16 protein-coding genes are annotated in these 16,961 nt (G+C 37.3%); 8 read left to right on the top strand and 8 right to left on the bottom strand.

Annotated features, from left to right (window positions below; all coding sequences use genetic code 11):
* The first annotated feature begins 219 nt into the window (after window positions 1-219).
* From CDZ89_RS17930 to CDZ89_RS19820, 4 genes are all read left to right on the top strand, one after another.
* Entirely contained in the window at window positions 220-906 is a 687-nt protein-coding gene (locus CDZ89_RS17930) for a response regulator transcription factor (protein ID WP_100334163.1), read from the top strand.
* Window positions 903-2,330 carry a HAMP domain-containing sensor histidine kinase gene (locus CDZ89_RS17925; protein ID WP_100334162.1) on the top strand — a complete coding sequence of 476 codons (1,428 nt, stop codon included), beginning with the start codon at window positions 903-905 and terminating at the stop codon, window positions 2,328-2,330. The genes CDZ89_RS17930 and CDZ89_RS17925 overlap by 4 nt, the downstream gene beginning before the upstream one ends.
* A gap of 85 nt (window positions 2,331-2,415) precedes the next feature.
* Entirely contained in the window at window positions 2,416-3,645 is a 1,230-nt protein-coding gene (locus CDZ89_RS17920; protein WP_096155741.1) for a S1C family serine protease, read from the top strand.
* A 24-nt stretch (window positions 3,646-3,669) separates the two neighbouring features.
* A complete protein-coding gene (locus CDZ89_RS19820) occupies window positions 3,670-3,834 on the top strand; it encodes a hypothetical protein (RefSeq protein ID WP_157842793.1) in 165 nt (54 codons plus the stop codon).
* Window positions 3,835-3,900: 66 nt separating this feature from the next.
* Here CDZ89_RS19820 and CDZ89_RS19815 read toward each other — a convergent pair whose 3' ends face one another.
* The 5 genes from CDZ89_RS19815 to CDZ89_RS19810 all read right to left on the bottom strand — a co-directional run bounded on the left by CDZ89_RS19815 (window position 3,901) and on the right by CDZ89_RS19810 (window position 7,305).
* On the bottom strand, window positions 3,901-4,068 hold the full coding sequence (locus tag CDZ89_RS19815; protein WP_157842792.1) for a hypothetical protein: 168 nt from the start codon (window positions 4,066-4,068) through the stop codon (window positions 3,901-3,903).
* Between the two features lie 491 nt (window positions 4,069-4,559).
* A complete protein-coding gene (locus CDZ89_RS17915; protein WP_157842791.1) occupies window positions 4,560-5,096 on the bottom strand; it encodes a class F sortase in 537 nt (178 codons plus the stop codon).
* The gene (locus tag CDZ89_RS17910) at window positions 5,089-5,889 is read right to left on the bottom strand and encodes a DUF4397 domain-containing protein (protein WP_157842790.1); all 801 of its coding nucleotides are present in this window, start codon (window positions 5,887-5,889) and stop codon (window positions 5,089-5,091) included. Before CDZ89_RS17910 ends, CDZ89_RS17915 begins: the two co-directional genes overlap by 8 nt.
* Before the next feature lie 150 nt (window positions 5,890-6,039).
* Window positions 6,040-6,906: a metal-dependent hydrolase gene (locus CDZ89_RS17905; RefSeq protein ID WP_100334160.1), complete on the bottom strand. Its 867-nt coding sequence runs from the start codon at window positions 6,904-6,906 to the stop codon at window positions 6,040-6,042.
* A gap of 243 nt (window positions 6,907-7,149) precedes the next feature.
* Window positions 7,150-7,305: a hypothetical protein gene (locus tag CDZ89_RS19810; RefSeq protein WP_157842789.1), complete on the bottom strand. Its 156-nt coding sequence runs from the start codon at window positions 7,303-7,305 to the stop codon at window positions 7,150-7,152.
* A 372-nt stretch (window positions 7,306-7,677) separates the two neighbouring features.
* On the opposite strand from CDZ89_RS19810, the gene CDZ89_RS17900 reads away from it, so the two are divergent.
* On the top strand, window positions 7,678-8,694 hold the full coding sequence (locus tag CDZ89_RS17900) for a DUF3231 family protein (RefSeq protein WP_100334159.1): 1,017 nt from the start codon (window positions 7,678-7,680) through the stop codon (window positions 8,692-8,694).
* Between the two features lie 273 nt (window positions 8,695-8,967).
* On the opposite strand, the gene CDZ89_RS17895 is transcribed toward CDZ89_RS17900, so the two are convergent.
* On the bottom strand, window positions 8,968-9,195 hold the full coding sequence (locus tag CDZ89_RS17895; RefSeq protein WP_096155737.1) for a DUF1128 domain-containing protein: 228 nt from the start codon (window positions 9,193-9,195) through the stop codon (window positions 8,968-8,970).
* Window positions 9,196-9,362: 167 nt separating this feature from the next.
* Here CDZ89_RS17895 and CDZ89_RS17890 point away from each other — a divergent pair, with 167 nt between their 5' ends.
* Entirely contained in the window at window positions 9,363-9,707 is a 345-nt protein-coding gene (locus tag CDZ89_RS17890) for a YtxH domain-containing protein (protein WP_100334158.1), read from the top strand.
* A gap of 34 nt (window positions 9,708-9,741) precedes the next feature.
* On the top strand, window positions 9,742-10,563 hold the full coding sequence (locus tag CDZ89_RS17885; RefSeq protein WP_096155735.1) for a YihY/virulence factor BrkB family protein: 822 nt from the start codon (window positions 9,742-9,744) through the stop codon (window positions 10,561-10,563).
* 388 nt (window positions 10,564-10,951) lie between these two features.
* On the opposite strand, the gene CDZ89_RS17880 is transcribed toward CDZ89_RS17885, so the two are convergent.
* Window positions 10,952-12,862: a heavy metal translocating P-type ATPase gene (locus CDZ89_RS17880; protein ID WP_100334157.1), complete on the bottom strand. Its 1,911-nt coding sequence runs from the start codon at window positions 12,860-12,862 to the stop codon at window positions 10,952-10,954.
* Window positions 12,863-13,361: 499 nt separating this feature from the next.
* Between CDZ89_RS17880 and CDZ89_RS17875 the strand changes: the two genes are divergently transcribed.
* Entirely contained in the window at window positions 13,362-14,306 is a 945-nt protein-coding gene (locus tag CDZ89_RS17875; RefSeq protein WP_100334156.1) for a DMT family transporter, read from the top strand.
* 1,412 nt (window positions 14,307-15,718) lie between these two features.
* On the opposite strand, the gene CDZ89_RS17870 is transcribed toward CDZ89_RS17875, so the two are convergent.
* A complete protein-coding gene (locus CDZ89_RS17870) occupies window positions 15,719-16,891 on the bottom strand; it encodes an MFS transporter (protein WP_100334155.1) in 1,173 nt (390 codons plus the stop codon).
* Between the last annotated feature and the right edge of the window lie 70 nt (window positions 16,892-16,961).

Here is a 16,961-nt window from a genome sequence, read left to right as displayed (position 1 = left end):
ACAAGAGGAAGAAATTGAAACACAAATTGTAGAAGCAATATCTATTACCAACTAAAATTTAATTAACCCCAATTTCTCATCCAATTTTCATGCAAATCCCCCCCATTTTCTTGTAATATTAAAATATCCACCATTTTGTTAAGAACCAACAACGGTGTCAACACTACTAATACAAACAAAACACACAATTACGTTCTAACCTGGAGGTGACCACACCATATGGGAAAAGTATTAATCATAGAAGACGAAAAAAACTTAGCTCGGTTCATTGAACTCGAGCTTCAATATGAAGGATTTGAAGTAACCCCATGCTATGACGGGCGAGAGGGATTAGACAAAGCCCTCAACGAAGATTGGGACGTTATCCTCCTAGACTTAATGCTTCCAGGATTAAGCGGCATGGAAGTATGCCGACGTGTAAGAGCTGCTAAAGCAACGCCGATTATCATGTTAACGGCTAGAGATAGTGTCATGGACAAAGTTTCGGGATTAGATAGCGGGGCGGATGATTACTTATCCAAGCCTTTTTCAATAGAAGAATTGCTGGCAAGAATCCGTGCGCTCATCCGACGCTCGTTACCAAAAGAAACAAGCCAAAAAGAAGAACATAGTATCACCACTTACAAAGATATTGTTCTAGACGAAGAAGCGCGCACCGTTCACAGGGCAGGCGAGCTTATCGAATTAACGAAGAGAGAATTCGACTTGCTATATATGTTCATGACAAATGTAAACCGTGTACTAACGAGGGAATTACTGCTAGATAAAATATGGGGGCTTGGCACATACGCAGAAACAAATGTTGTAGATGTGTACGTTCGTTATCTTCGTAACAAAATAGACAAGCCCAAACAAGATAGCTACATTCAGACGGTTCGTGGAACTGGTTACGTGATGAGACAATGATGAAAATTGCCAAGCTATACGGTCACCTTCCGATTCGATGGAAGTTAGCCATTTGGTCATCCATTGTTTTGTTTGTTCTTTTTGTCACATACAACTCTCTTCAATACTACGTGTTGCGTACTTGGATGTTAGATCAAGAAGAGCGAAATATTCAAGAAAAAATGAAAGAAATTCACGCCTACTTTTCAGACAAGCCATACCGCATAGACAGGACAGAAATTATTAATAGCAGCCGGTTTCTAGAACGTGCTAGCGAAATGAATGAATTAATTCGAATCTTTGATAAAGATGGCAATCTAGTTGTTGCGGTTGCAGCACCGGGAGTGGCCAGGGAATTAATTGTTACACCTATTTATAATAAAGACCTGGAACACTTTCAAATGAATGGAAAGCATTACTTAGTTCACCGGACACCTTTTATTACGCCATCTTTTATCGGTTACATCGAAATCGTTCGGGATTTGAAAAATTACGAACGTTTAAGAGGACTTATTTTTCTCGTCAATGTGTCAGCGGGAGCGGGGGCAATTCTCCTAAGCGGTATTGGTGGAATGTTAATTGCCAAGCAACTGTTAAGGCCAATCGCAGCTTTAACGGAAACAATTAGAAGAATAAAGAGTAGAGGTTTGAAAGAACGTGTGGCGCATAATATTAACAATCGGGATGAAATTTCAGAACTAACGAGCATGTTCAACGGAATGATGGATGATGTGGAAAGTTCATTCCAGAAACAAAAACAATTTGTAGAAGATGCTTCGCACGAACTGCGGACGCCAATTTCCATCTTAGAAGGGCACCTAAAACTATTAAACAGGTGGGGAAAAAATGATCCAGCCGTCCTTGAAGAATCACTAGAAGCTTCTCAACAAGAAGTGGAGCGGCTAAAAAAGCTAGTGCTCGAACTGTTAGAGTTAACAAGACTAGAGTCAGACAGATTTGAAATTGCAGAAGAACAAATTCACCCGACTCCTGTCATTGAAAATATTATTCAAAAAATGCGCGTCGTTCATCCAGAGTTTGAGTTTACTTTCGCCAATGAAGCAAACATAGAAAATGTCCAAGTGAAAATGGCAGAGAGACATATGGAGCAACTCTTAATTATTCTTTTAGATAATGCAATAAAATATTCTGGAGAAAGTAAAAAAATGGACGTAGCCATCCAGCACTTAAAAGATAGTGGTGAAGTTGCTATTGAGGTAAAAGATTATGGAATTGGTATACCAAAGGAAGAAATCCAGCATATTTTTGATCGTTTTTACCGTGTAGATAAAGCGCGAAGTCGCGACAAAGGTGGACATGGCCTAGGGCTCTCCATTGCCAAAAGAATGGTAAATAATTATAGTGGCAAAATTTTTGCGTCAAGTGAAGAGGGAAGCTGGACTACGTTTACCATCATTCTAAAAGAAGCGAAAGATAATTTCTAATGAAAATCTCATTTATCTTTAAGATTACTTTTAACTAGTTTTGGTTAAATAATAGTAGATAAGATTTTTGTAAGAGGTGAAAAGTATGGGGTATTACGATGATCATATGATGAATCGAGCGGAGCATAAGAAAAAAGGCTCGATGAAAAAGGTATTCTTTGCATCTGTGTTAGGTGGAATGGTTGGTGCATTGGCTGTTGTTGCGATGTTGCCTATCTTGCTAGATTGGGGGGCTTATATTAAGCCAAATCAAGAAACGACTCAACAAAGCATAGAGACATCAACTGTTATCCCGACTGACCAAGTCGACTATAAAAAAATTCAAACAAACATCACAGACGCTGTTGAACTGACGTCAGAAGCAGTAGTTGGGGTTGTGAACATACAGCAAGGGGGAGCGAGTATTTTTGATGCTCGTCCTCAAGGTCAAACAGAAGCTGGAACTGGTTCTGGAGTTGTTTACAAAAAAGAAGCAGGAAAAGCATACATTGTGACGAATCAACATGTTATAGAAAATGCTTCGCGTGTGGAAGTGAGCTTGTCAGATGGAACAAGGCTAGAGGCGGAAGTTTTAGGGCATGACCGCCTAACAGATTTAGCTGTCTTAGTAGTAGATGGCGAGAAAGTTAGAACAGTCGCAAAGCTTGGTAATTCGGATGCTATCACACTCGGTGAGCCAGTTATCGCCATTGGCAATCCATTAGGGTTAGAGTTTTTTGGTTCTGTAACACAAGGTATTATTAGTGGTACGGAGCGAATGATACCTGTTGCTTATGACAGAAATGGAAATCCGCAATGGGAAGCAGATGTAATACAAACAGATGCGGCAATTAACCCGGGTAATAGTGGCGGAGCCTTAATCAACTTACGCGGAGAGGTTATTGGTATTAACTCGATGAAAATTTCCCAGTCACGAGTAGAGGGAATTGGATTTGCGATTCCAGTCAATGCAGCGAAACCGATTATTGAAGATTTGGAAATGCATTCTGAAGTAAGAAGACCATATATGGGAATAGAATTAGCTTCCTTATCAGAAGTGTCGTTACAACATCAGCGAGGCACGTTAAAGCTTTCAGAAGATGTTACGGGAGGAATTGTTGTTATTGCTACTGAACCTTCGTCACCGGCAGATAATGCAGGTTTAACGCGATATGATGTTATCGTAAAGCTGGATGGAAAAGAAGTTAAGAATACTTTAGAACTACGAAAATACTTATATAATGAGAAGAAAATTGGCGATACGATGAAAGTTACGTTTTACCGCAATGGAGAAATTCGTGAGACAGAAATTACATTAGTAAAACAAATGCTGTAATTATACGAATCGAGGCGAATGCTCATGAAAAAGAGTACGGATATAGTAGAGATTAGTAAAAAAACACTTGATGTAAAAAGTATCGTGGAGAAGTACCGTAAAAAAGGATGGAATGTGGAAGTTTGTAAACCACGATTTGATTTAGCCAAAGCATTACCGATAACGTTAGAACATTCTTATAAAATATAAAGTAAAAGACCGCCGAATGAGATGTTCAGCGGTCTTTCACTTTATATATAAAAATGAGTGCAGTTCCTAGCTAAACATAAGTTGTTCTACTTGGATCTTTTGATAAATTAAAACGATCTGTTCATCATCTAACGATACTAAATCTCTTTCAAGCTGGAATCCGTTTTCTACTAATGTCTGTTCCACTTGTTCACGCTCTCCTGCAGATAAAAAATAACGACTCGTTTTTAACATATCCTACACCTCGTAATCTATTAGTTTATTATTATCTTTCCAATTTTATAGATTAATATACATGTTTGATAGAAAATAATTCATAACGACTATCAATTGGGAGTTTGTGTAATTAGTGCGATAGGTTTAATTACCTATTAGAGTTGAGTTTGTGGGTATGTAGTTCACCTTGGTGCTGAAAAGGAACTTCATAAAGTCTATGAAGTTCAACTAGGCTAGAAAAAAAGAGCCAGATGAACTTTATAAGACTTATGAAGTTCAATCAGGCCAGAAAAAAGGAGCTAGTTGAACTTCATAAGGCCTATGAAGTTCAACTAGGCCAGAAAAAAAGAGCCAGATGAACTCCATAAGGCTTATAAAGTTCAACTAGACCAGAAAAAAGAACCAGATGGACTTCATAAGGTCTATGAAGTTCAACTAGGCCAGAAAAAAAGAGTAGGATAAATTTCAATTCAATTTAAAAAAACTGAACTTCAAAAACCATTTGAAGTTCAGTTCCCCTCAGATACTTTCATTTCACTATAAACAACAAGTCGTTCCGCATGAACATTCGTCTTCCGGTCATACTTACCCGTACATGTAATTAAATTCAGCTTTCTCCTAGTTGATGGGCCAAAGATTAGCTGGATGGGAGCTTGGTCATATGGATATTTTTCTACCTTCTCGACAATAAACTCTAACCGATCACCAAACTCGTCCGTGATAAAAATGGAATCCCCTTGCTTTAGTCGTTTTAAATAGAAAAAGATTGCTGGCCCTGTGTAGTTATCCACATGACCAGCAATAACAGCGCTACCTGGCATCCCAGGGGAAATGCCATTAGAAAACCAGGCAACCTCATCTGCATTGTCCGTTATTTCCATCTTTCCTTCCTTTGACAAAGGAGCTGCATAGATAGAAGTTTCCACCTGTAATTTTGGAATTTGAATTTTTACTGGTTTAGCTTTCAAGTTAGATGCAACTGCTAGTGTAGGAAGAAAATAAGATAACGAACAAATAGCACAAACAACAAGGACTAGATTACGCACTTTTAATCTTTTTAAATAATGTAATGAACGACCATACAATCATGCCTAGTAACCCAATAAATAACGGTGGCACAGATGGCATGCTATGAGCGGAACCTCCAAGGCCTGTAGAAGGCATCATGCCAGGGACCATCGTGTAGTCTGTTACTACCATCGCTTCCACCATATCTGCTACATTCACAGCATATACAGTGTAAATTTGATTGGCAGCTAAAGCTGTATCAGATAAGTCTAATACTGCTGTTCCTCCTGTTGTTACCACTTCTAAATTGTATGTTCCTGGATCAAGTGTTACATAAGAAGTCACTTCACCGAACGTTAAGTCTTGAAAAATGGAATCTCCACCAACCATTCTTACATCAACTGCTTGCGCATCGGGGGAAAGATGTCCAACGCGAACCATCGTTTTATTAAGTGGAACATCTATTGAGTTTTCTACAACGTTCATTTCAATGTTTTCCAACTTATTAATAACAGCAATGTTATACGCTTTGTTCGCTTCAATAGCAACTGCTTGGTCTACTAGTATTTCTTCTTGAGTACCTGCTTTATACACATCCACTGTGTAGTTACCTTCATGTAACATGATGTAGTCCGTCATGTCTTTAAAACCTGCACCTTCTACAACAGGCTTGCCATCAACGTAAACATCCACTTCAGGAGCATCGGGTGAGGCGTGGAAAATACGAACCATTGAATCGCCATCTGTTGCTTCTGCATTTGCTATGTACGGAGTAGCGGTCGCGACAATAAGTGTAACGAGCATAATGAATGAAAAAATATACTTTTTCATGATGAAACCTCCATGATTAATGTAATTGGCCATAATAGCCCATCATTTGACATTCTTACTATTTGTAAAATCATGGAGGTTATACCATAAAATTAATATTTTTTTTGCTACCAACTATCTATTAGCCAATAGTAAACCACTAACAACTAATCACTGCTTCTCAATATATTCAAACAAAAACGATTGGCCGTTTCGGTAGAATCTTGGGTCGTAGATGCCTAGTTGGGTGTCGTCGTCTACGATAACGATAAATGGTGACCATTCGTATAGCGTTTTTGCTTCAGGGACTTCAGAGAATAGTTTGTCTAAATCGGCTTCCTCTGCAGATTGTATTGTGTATTGCACTTTTGGTTCTGTAAACAAAGCAACATCTTTAATCGTTACCGTATCACCTTGCTTCCCGATAATCGAGTAATGCCACGGAATAAAGCTCGCAGATAAAGCTAGTTGATCGTATTCTGCTTCATATTTTTTATACAAAGCATATCCTTGTGCACTCTGAATAGCGACATGCGCAACAATTAACACTCCTACTAAACGGTATAACTGGTGGCGGTGACCCTTCCAGTACTTACGTGAGAAAAAACCAACCCCCATGATAAGCCAAAATACGAAATCAACGATTGGAATTGTTCCGAACGTAACACGGGTCGCAGAGAAGGGTTCTAAGTATCCTGTGCCCCATGCATTAAACAAGTCACTCGTATTGTGAACAAATACGGCGATCAGTGAAACATAAAAAAACCGAATATCTCTTTGCTTTAAATAGATCATGCTCAAAAGAAAAAAGAGCAATGCCCAAACAGGAACCATAAATAAAGAATGCGTTATTCCTCTATGCCACATTTGGTACATGCCCTCCGTGTCCCAAAGACTTGAAATAACATCTATATCAGGAATTTGACTTGCGGCAATAGCTGTTACGAACAGAGCGCGTTTTGTTTTTTTATCGTCGTTTCGCTTATCAATTCCTCCATAGATAGTTGCTCCAAAGAGGGTATGTGTAATCGTGTCCATGTGAAACCTCACCTGCTATAAATTGGATTTTCATTTATTATAAGATCTTTATTGTGAAGGAATCAATTTTAATGATTACGGTTCATTTAATGAAAAACGAATATTTTTCTGTAGCATAGTACAGTATGTTCGTGTAAAAAGGATTATTAATGTGGAATGACTTAATTAATCGTTTTTCATATAGTAGTTATTCATTATGTAGTTCACTCAAAGAAAAAAGAAAACACTCTCGGGAAGTGTTTTCTACTCGTTTTTTTCTTCTTCTGTTGGCCCTTCAGGTGGTAAGGGTAGTGGATCTACTTCCACTGCATCTTTTCTATCTAAAGAATAAGCTAAAGTAAATAGGTAAGCTCCGGTAGCTAAAAATAATAACATCATAAAACCTAAGAAAATAATCATTGCACATCCCCCCATAGTACAACATATGAAAGGATGTGCTTGTACATGAACGATTTTCAAAACTATGAGAAGGTGAAATAATTCCAAAATTTATAAATAAGATTTAGTCTCTAAGTAGGAAAAATGCATAACTGAAAAGATTTATATGATATGAATAATAAATGAAATAAATTAATATACAAAATTTGGGCGCCGGTCTATGACATAATTTTAACAAAGCAACCTTTCTATAAGCGAGGAAAAGGGTGTTAGAGAAGGTAACCTTTCATAAAAGTCAAATAATCCTATATGTCGGAGGTGGGTATTAATACATATAATTGGTGATTTAGGGGGAAGGTATTTATTAGTATATTTTTTTTGGAGGAAGTTACTATGGGAGGAAAAGGAAAACAGATTAGGCTAACAGCTGGTGAGATTGGTCAACTTTGGCTTCAATACTTAAATGATAGCTCAAGCATATGTGTTCTTACATACTTTTTAGAAAAAGCTGAGGATGTTGAAATTAAGTCTGTAATTGAATTTGCTTTAAGTTTATCAAGTTCACATATTCAAAAGATCACAGCAATACTAACAGAGGAAAAAAATGTAATTCCAAAGGGATTTAGTATTGAAGAGGATGTTGATTTAACTGCTCCTAGACTATATTCCGACAGTTTTGCACTAAATTATATAAACCAAATGTCCAAGGTTGGACTTACAACGTATGCTGGTAGTGTTGGAGCTTCTGTTAGAAGTGATATTAAATCCTATTATATGGACTGCCTTACAGAAACAATGCAACTAAATAGTAGGTCAACTGAATTATTACTGTCTAAAGGATTGTTTATCAGGTCTCCGAGCCTTTCTAATTTAGAGAAGGTTGAATTTGTAAAAAAGCAATGGTTTATGTTAGATGTTTTCGGAGAAAAAAGACCATTAATTGCTGCCGAAGTCGATAATTTATTTGCGAATCTGCAAAGAAATGCCTTGGGAGTAGCTACACTTATTGGATTCAGTCAAGTTGCAAAGGAAAAGGATGTAAAACAGTTCTTCTTAAAGGGTTTAGAAGTTGGGAATAAACATGTTAAATTATTTAGAGGTAAGCTAGAGGAAAGTAAACTTCCTGCACCTATGGGGTGGGATTCAGAAATAACAAATAGTACGGCCCATACTTTTTCTGATAAATTGATGATGTTTTTCACAAGTGGTTTGATTTCTTTGAGCGTTGGCTATTACGGTACAGCTGTTAGTCAAAGTCCTAGAGGAGATCTTAGTTCAATGTATAACAGGCTATCATTAGAAGTTCAAATGTATGCTGAAGATGGAGCTAATATAATGATTAAAAATCGATGGTTGGAACAGCCTCCAATGGCATCCGATCGAGATGAATTAATAAGGGAAAAGAATTAATTTTATTTCATATTTAAAGTCCTGCTGCATTTAGCCAGTTGGACTTTTTCAAATCAAATGAATTAGTTTAATATATTGTAGATAAGAGCGTTGAAGAATAAGTAATTTATAAATAGAGAAAACGCAGTGTTGCTAAAACATCTGCGTTTTTTTGTGCGATTTAATAGAGTAAATATATGCAATTTAGCAGATGATTAAGCTTGCTAAATCGCTTTTTACTTCTTAAACGAACTACTTAGAAAAGAGCTTGGACGAGTCCTAAGCTCCAATCATTTATTTGTTTTTGCGTAAGCTGCCTAATTCTTCTACTAAAGCTTGCATTTCGTTTGGGCTGAAGGATGGTTTTTTCATGACTAGGTCGTAAATTTCTTTTAATTCTTCATACATTTCGTCGTCGAAGTGAGATGGTTTGATTGCGCCAAGGTTAAGCACTTTTAATTTTTCTTTTATTTGCTCGATCATATATTCTACGTTTTCTACAGATTTTACCGTTAAGTTCATTCTTCATTCTTCCTTTCCGTTCTTATCGTTTTCATTATTGTATCATGTTTTATAAGAAAAAATAATGTCGGGCAAAATATTATCCAAACTCTCTACAGATGTTTTCTACATGTATATAATGGTAATATGGGAAATAGAAGGATTTTTTAATGAAGGAGTGCTAAGTCATGAACAAACGAAGTAAAATGGTGGATGGCATGCTAATTGGTGCTTTGGTAGGTGCGGCTATTTCGTTATTAGACAAAGAAACGCGCGAGCATTTTTTACTTAACAGCAAAAAAGTGGGTAGTAAAATGAAATATGTTGTGCAACACCCGAACGAAGTCGTACAATCGGTGAAGGCGAATATGGAAAATGTGCGAAATACAGTTGATGATGTTTCGCGCGATTTAGATTTTTTACGCGATAAAATGAATGAGTTAAGAGAAACGACACCAAAAATATTAGACATTGTGTCGGAAACGAAAGAAGTTGTCGGAAAGCATATAGATAAGGATAAAAAAGAGTTGTAATAGGGGAAAAATAAGAAGAGGAGGGATTTAAAGTATGGCCATATTCTCTTTTGGGAAAGATCTACTACATAGATTTAGTAGGGACGAGGTATTTGGTTTGTCAGCGGAACTCGCCTACTTCTTCTTATTATCATTATTTCCGTTTCTAATTTTTATATTATCCCTCATTGCTTACTTGCCAATTTCCCAAGAGGATGTTTTAGGAGCAATTCGTCAATATGCTCCTGGGGAAACGATGAACTTAATTGAAACGAATGTGCAACAAATTATGACAGAACAACGTGGAGGCCTGCTTTCTTTCGGTTTAATCGCTGCGCTCTGGTCCGCTTCTAACGGCATTAATGCAGTTGTACGAGCATTTAACCGCGCCTATGACGTGAACGAAAATAGATCTTTCATTGTTACTCGCGGCACGGCAGTGCTATTAACATTCGCGATGGTATTTGTTATTATTGTAGCGCTTTTACTACCGGTGTTTGGAAAAGAGATTGGAATGCTAGTCGCAACGACTTTAGGTTATTCTGATGAATTTCTTGTTGTATGGAACGCTATTCGATTTACTTTAAGCTTTATCATTTTACTACTAGTTTTTACGGCATTATATTTTATCGCACCAAATAAAAGATTACACGTTAAAGAAGTATTTATCGGTGCATTGTTTGCAACAGTCGGGTGGATGACAGTATCTTACTTATTTTCGTACTATGTAAGTAATTTTGGTAATTACACAGCAACTTACGGTAGTTTGGGTGGTATTATCGTTTTATTAATTTGGTTTTATTTATCAGGACTTTTAATTATTGTTGGTGGAGAAATAAACGCCATACTGCAAAAGCGAAAAGAAATGACTGTGTAATTTTTCCTTCATGAAAAATGGCTCGGTGGACATGATATGTAGTGAAAGACATCTCTTACAATTTAGGAGGGCACTTTCATGACAAAGAAAACAAAAAAAGACGGCGGCACAAAGCAAAATTCCAAACATAAACCGAAAAACAAAACTTCTGGTAGCGCAAACGGCCAGAACGGGTTTCACTAACAAAAAAGCATCCTTATCTATAACGATAGGGATGCTTTAATTTTTGTGATGATTTTTAATACTGTTCATTTTTACGTATCTAGCGGTTGATTTCCGCGCATATCTGAGACTCCTGCGGGAGAAGCGGGAAGCGACGAGGAGGCTCCCGGCCCGCCCGCGGAAAGCGGAGATATGCGCGGAAATCAATAGCGGTGTTAAAAGAGCTTTATCTTAATAACCGCAATCCATTTAAAATAACTAACAAAGTACTTCCTTCATGTCCGATAACGCCAAATGGCAAATCAATTATTTGTAAAAAGTTGGAGGTGATTAAAAACATTATTACAACAATTGAGAACACAACGTTTTGTTTAATGATGCGATTCATTCGCTTTGACAACTCGACTGCCTCTGCTATTTTCCTTAAATCATTTTTCATTAACACAATATCCGCTGTTTCGAGGGCGACATCTGTCCCTTCCCCCATTGCAATTCCGACGTTTGCCGTTGCAAGAGCAGGAGCATCGTTTATTCCGTCACCAACCATCGCAACCACATGATACTTTGCTTTCAGTTCCTTTACTTTTTCGACTTTCTTCTCCGGTAAACATTCCGCAATATAACTTCCGATTGCTGTTTCCGCTGCAATCGCTTCAGCTGTACGTTTACTGTCACCAGTCAACATGATGGTGTTTACGTTCAAACGTGCAAGATGTTGCAATGCTTCAATCGTTTCTTTTCGAATCGTATCTTTTAAAGCAATTAGTCCAGCAATACCATCACTGTCTGCAACATACACGATCGTTTTTCCTTCTGAAGTAAGGTTCTTCGCAATTCCATCAGCAAACTCATCTGCAAGCTGAGACCCGACAAAATCAGCTTTTCCAATCTTGTACTCCGTTCCATTAATAACGCCAACAATTCCCCAGCCAGCTTGATCTTCCATTTTATCAGGTCGAACAAGTGAATCGGTGCCATTCTTCTTCGCATAATTTGTTATGGCCTGTGCCAAAGGGTGATTGGAGTTATTTTCTATCGAACCAACTGCATGGAGAAATTCATTTTTATCCAAACCTTCACGAACTACGATATCAGTTACTTCCGGCTTACCTTTCGTTAACGTTCCTGTTTTATCAAACGCAATTGCCTGCAAGTTGCTTAAACTTTCTAAATGTACGCCACCTTTGAACAATATCCCTTTTCGAGCACCATTAGAAATGGCCGACAGGGTCGCTGGCATGATAGAAGCAACAAGTGCACAAGGAGAAGCAACTACTAGTAAAATCATCGCGCGGTAAAAGGTTTCATTCCAGCTCCATCCAAGTAAAAAGTAAGGAAGGAACATCATAATCGCAACAACAATTAATACAATTTTCACATAAGGCCCTTCAAAACGTTCCATAAACTGCTGAGAAGGGGACTTCTCACTCTGAGCATTTTGTACAAGGTTAATTATCTTTTGGAACAATGTCTCGCTAGCAAGCTTTGTCACTTCCACAACAATTGATCCGTTCATATTCATCGTACCTGCGTAAACTTGGTCATCTAACTGTTTTTGCTGCGGAATTGATTCCCCAGTAATTGCCGCCTCATCAATCGCTGATTCTCCACGCACAATCACGCCGTCAGATGGAACTCTTTCTCCTGGCTTTACCAGAATTTGATCACCAATTTTTAATGCTGACACATGTACTTTTTCTTCAAAATTGCCATTAATCCTTAATGCTTCCTCCGGCTGAATATCCATTAACGCCGAAATCTCTTTATTACTTCGGTTCATCGTATATGTTTCAAGCGCTCCACTTAGCGCGAAGATGAAAATTAAAATGGCACCTTCCATCCAATAACCAATAATAGCAGCTCCAATTGCGGCAATAATCATCAGCATCTCTACATTCAGTTGCTTGCTTTCAATCGTATCCTTCATACCTTCTTTTGCTTTAAAAAATCCTCCAACAACATATGCCAATATAAACACCGGTACTGCTGCTGTCGTTATGTCTAGTCGCAACAATATCCACCCGCCCAGAATGAGTGCTCCAGACAAAATAGCCATGATTAACTCAATGTGTAATTTTGCCTTTTCCAACATATTTTCCTTTTCAACAGGCTTCATAAGCTGGTACGTATTTTGCATATAAAATCCCCTCCCTTAATATCATTTGTATAGTGTATATATTTTAAGTTATAATTAATACTAATTTATAATAATTATAATCTGGTGTATTGATTTTGTCTAGCCCATTGCTTAATGAGAAGAAGAATCATCGTCAATACCCCTAATAAATGACGAAAGCTGCCATCCAACTGGATAGCAGCGTTAATTCAAAAGTTTTCTTATAAACATTAATATTAAATTCTTATCACCTTTATTATAGTTCATACCCATCTAGTTTACTAGTTAAACTAATCAATTTCATCATTTCGGTTCGTTTAGTGAAAAACGAGTTATATTCTACTAATTTCAAATATGTTTGATTAATGTTGTGTTTTTGTACTTTAAACAGTTGTAACATTCTTTTTTCGCATACTAATCATACATCTTAAGAGGGACTCAAACAGATTAACAATATTTTTTCGTATTTTTTCTCATGGAATGATTGTATAATGATGCTTGGAAAAGAGGGATGCATTTCATGAACGCGGAAAAATTTTATACGAGCAAGCTTGGTATTATACTTGCAGCTTTTGGCGCGACATTTTTATGGGGAAGTGCTTTTCCTGCCATTAAAATGAGCTACGAGGCATTAGAAATCTTACCAACTGATTTCGATAAACAGTTACTATTTGCTGGCTATCGCTTCTTTTTAGCTGGTGTTATGATATTTTTGTTTTTTTGGCTAATGAAAAAGAACTTTACGCTACGAAAAGATACAATCGTACCGCTTGTACAACTAGGTTTTGTTCAAACATTTTTACAATATGTGTTGTTTTATATAGGGTTAAGCTATTCCACAGGCATGCAAGGTGCGGTCATTGCAGGAACCGCTTCGTTCTTTCAAATATTATTTGCCCACTTTCTGTACAGTGATGACTCCCTTTCTAGACGTAAATGGCTAGGAATTATGCTCGGTTTTGCTGGAGTTTTAATTGTTAACTTACCAAAAGTAGATGCAGGGATTTCGTTTGGTGTAGGGGAAGTGTTGCTCGTTTTAGCGATGATGGTTTCGGCATACGGCAACATTATGGCTCGTGAACGGGCGGCAAAAATGGATGTTTCCTACTTAACTTCCTATCAAATGCTATTCGGATCTATCGGATTGTTGGGCGTTGGCGGATTTTCTGCAGGGTTATTGAGCATTTCCTTTAACTTGTACACGTTCAGCTTGCTCCTTTATTTATCGTTCCTATCAGCAGCTGGATTTATTTTATGGAACAATGTGATGAAGTATAACAAAGTCGGAAAAGTGTCGATGTACTTATTCCTCGTACCGGTGTTTGGTGTGTTTTTATCTTCGGTATTCTTAAACGAAGTGTTAGGCTGGACCATTTTGATTGGCTTAGTCTGTGTAACGGTGGGAATTATCATCGTCAACAATGAACGGTTAGGGTTGAAAAGAGAAGGGAAGAAGGCCGCGTAATCGTTTGTCTACTACAATAATAAGCCCCACCTAATAACAAGGTGGGGCCATCTTCGGTGAAAATGAACGTGAGAGCCCTCTTCAAGATCATTTTTGAATTTATTTTTGATGAAAATGAACGTGGGAGCCTTCTTCAAGATCATTTTTGAATTTATTTTTGATAAAAATGAACGTGAGAGCCGTCTTCAAGATTATTTTTAAGTTTTTCTTTGATAAAAATGAATGTGAGAGCCATCTTCAAGGTCATTTTTGAATTTATTTTTGATGAAAATGAACGTGGGAGCCTTCTTCAAGATCATTTTTGAATTTATTTTTGATGAAAATGAACGTGAGAGCCCTCTTCAAGATCAAAGGTGGGGCCATCTTTGATGAAAATGAACGTGAGAGCCCTCTTCAAGATCATTTTTGAATTTATTTTTGATGAAAATGAACGTGAGAGCCCTCTTCAAGATCATTTTTAAGTTTTTCTTTGATAAAAATGAACGTGAGAGCCCTCTTTAAGATCATTTTTGAACTTATCTTTGATGAAAATGAACGTGAGAGCCCTCTTCAAGATTATTTTTAAGTTTTTCTTTGATAAAAATGAATGTGAGAGCCATCTTCAAGGTCATTTTTGAATTTATCTTTGATAAAAATGAACGTGAGAGCCGTCTTCAAGATTATTTTTAAGTTTTTCTTTGATAAAAATGAACGTGGGAGCCTTCTTCAAGATCATTTTTGAATTTATTTTTGATGAAAATGAACGTGAGAGCCCTCTTCAAGATCATTTTTGAATTTATTTTTGATGAAAATGAACGTGGGAGCCTTCTTCAAGATCATTTTTGAATTTATTTTTGATAAAAATGAACGTGAGAGCCGTCTTCAAGATTATTTTTAAGTTTTTCTTTGATAAAAATGAATGTGAGAGCCATCTTCAAGGTCATTTTTGAAATTATGTTTGATGAAAATGAACGTGAGAGCCCTCTTCAAGATCATTTTTGAATTTATTTTTGATGAAAATGAACGTGAGAGCCCTCTTCAAGGTCATTTTTGAATTTATTTTTGATAGGAATGAACGTGGGAGCCTTCTTCAAGATCATTTTTGAATTTATTTTTGATGAAAATGAACGTGAGAGCCTTCTTCAAGATCATTTTTGAACTTATCTTTGATGAAAATGAACGTGAGAGCCCTCTTCAAGATTATTTTTAAGTTTTTCTTTGATAAAAATGAACGTGAGAGCCCTCTTTAAGATCATTTTTGAACTTATCTTTGATGAAAATGAACGTGAGAGCCATCTTCAAGGTCATTTTTGAAATTATGTTTGATGAAAATGAACGTGAGAGCCCTCTTCAAGATCATTTTTGAACTAATCTTTGATAAAAATGAACGTGAGAGCCATAGAATACATGGTCTTTTGCTCCAACATCCATTTTTATGCTGCAACAACTTTTCGAGCAACTGGCTTTTCTTTATACATAACCAACGCAATAAAAATTCCTAACAACATCGTCGCAATAACGAAGAAAAAACTCACCGATGCAAATTGGATAAACACTCCACCTAACAACGGTCCACTCATACTTCCAACACTAAACGCAATTCCACACATTAAGTTACCCGCAGGCAATAAGTTTTTTGGCAAAAGATCAGCCATATACGTTATTCCTAACGAGAACGTCGATCCGACCAACATCCCAGCGATTGTAAAACAAATCATTAATCCGACTACCGAATGCTCCAACATGCTTGCAGCAAAAAAGCTAGCAGTACCAGCAAGTGTTACAACTAACAAGATGTTCCGGCGTCCGAATTTGTCACTTAACAATCCAAGGGGCAACTGAAACACAATGCTTCCAATAGCGAACGCTGGCAAAAGAATAGACACAGCCTCGATACTAATCCCGTTTCGCAATGCGTATACTGGAAAATTCCCGTTCAACGAGGCTTCCAAAAATCCATAGCCAAACGGCGGCAAAAAGGCGATCCAAGCATATTTCCACACTTTTGCAAAACGCTGCATCGTGCCAAAGAAAGATGTTGTCTCCATATCTTTTTCAGGAAATTCATTTTTAATAAAAAGAACCGTCATCCAAACTAGCAAACTAATAATAGATGAAATGATAAATGGCAAGTAAAGATAAATATCGATCAATCTCGTCATTAATGGTCCAGCAGCGAAGCCTAGGCCAAAGAATAATCCGTAAAGTGCAATGTTTCGGCCACGCTTTTTTTCAGAAGAAAAGGAAGTAATCCACGTTTGCGTACTAAAGTGTAGCATGTGATCACCAACACCTATGAAAAAGCGAAGCACGAACCAAAACCAAAACGAATGCCATAAGGGAAAACTTGCTAACGAAACAATCACTAATAATCCACCGACCACGATTAGCGGTTTATAACCAAAACGCCTTAACGGCTGCTCCATAAATGGCGAAGCGAGTAAAACTCCGATATATAACCCAGCAGCGTGTAGTCCATTCAATGAACTACTGACACCACTATTTTCAAATATAATGGCGATTAGAGGGAGTAACATACCTTGCGAAAAACCAGAAATGGCTACAATCGATACTAACACCCAAAATCGATAAACTTGTTTGTTCATTTTTAAAATCCCCTTCAACTCAGTCCCTTCTTGATGTTACAAGAGATTGTAAGTCACAACAAGTGTTTTT

The organism is Bacillus alkalisoli, from assembly GCF_002797415.1.
Lineage (GTDB): Bacteria > Bacillota > Bacilli > Bacillales > Bacillaceae_I > Bacillus_CD > Bacillus_CD alkalisoli.
The sequence above is the reverse complement of the archived record's forward strand: the minus strand, read 5'-3'. Positions and strand labels throughout refer to the sequence as shown.

Excerpts from the sequence above, each read along its gene's own strand:
- CDZ89_RS17930 (WP_100334163.1), top strand. The coding sequence starts at position 220 with ATGGGAAAAGTATTAATCATAGAAGACGAAAAAAACTTAGCTCGGTTC.
- CDZ89_RS17925 (WP_100334162.1), top strand. The coding sequence starts at position 903 with ATGATGAAAATTGCCAAGCTATACGGTCACCTTCCGATTCGATGGAAG.
- CDZ89_RS17920 (WP_096155741.1), top strand. The coding sequence starts at position 2,416 with ATGGGGTATTACGATGATCATATGATGAATCGAGCGGAGCATAAGAAA.
- CDZ89_RS19820 (WP_157842793.1), top strand. The coding sequence starts at position 3,670 with ATGAAAAAGAGTACGGATATAGTAGAGATTAGTAAAAAAACACTTGAT.
- CDZ89_RS19815 (WP_157842792.1), bottom strand. The coding sequence starts at position 4,068 with ATGTTAAAAACGAGTCGTTATTTTTTATCTGCAGGAGAGCGTGAACAA.
- CDZ89_RS17910 (WP_157842790.1), bottom strand. The coding sequence starts at position 5,889 with ATGAAAAAGTATATTTTTTCATTCATTATGCTCGTTACACTTATTGTC.
- CDZ89_RS17905 (WP_100334160.1), bottom strand. The coding sequence starts at position 6,906 with ATGGACACGATTACACATACCCTCTTTGGAGCAACTATCTATGGAGGA.
- CDZ89_RS19810 (WP_157842789.1), bottom strand. The coding sequence starts at position 7,305 with ATGATTATTTTCTTAGGTTTTATGATGTTATTATTTTTAGCTACCGGA.
- CDZ89_RS17900 (WP_100334159.1), top strand. The coding sequence starts at position 7,678 with ATGGGAGGAAAAGGAAAACAGATTAGGCTAACAGCTGGTGAGATTGGT.
- CDZ89_RS17895 (WP_096155737.1), bottom strand. The coding sequence starts at position 9,195 with ATGAACTTAACGGTAAAATCTGTAGAAAACGTAGAATATATGATCGAG.
- CDZ89_RS17890 (WP_100334158.1), top strand. The coding sequence starts at position 9,363 with ATGAACAAACGAAGTAAAATGGTGGATGGCATGCTAATTGGTGCTTTG.
- CDZ89_RS17885 (WP_096155735.1), top strand. The coding sequence starts at position 9,742 with ATGGCCATATTCTCTTTTGGGAAAGATCTACTACATAGATTTAGTAGG.
- CDZ89_RS17880 (WP_100334157.1), bottom strand. The coding sequence starts at position 12,862 with ATGCAAAATACGTACCAGCTTATGAAGCCTGTTGAAAAGGAAAATATG.
- CDZ89_RS17875 (WP_100334156.1), top strand. The coding sequence starts at position 13,362 with ATGAACGCGGAAAAATTTTATACGAGCAAGCTTGGTATTATACTTGCA.
- CDZ89_RS17870 (WP_100334155.1), bottom strand. The coding sequence starts at position 16,891 with ATGAACAAACAAGTTTATCGATTTTGGGTGTTAGTATCGATTGTAGCC.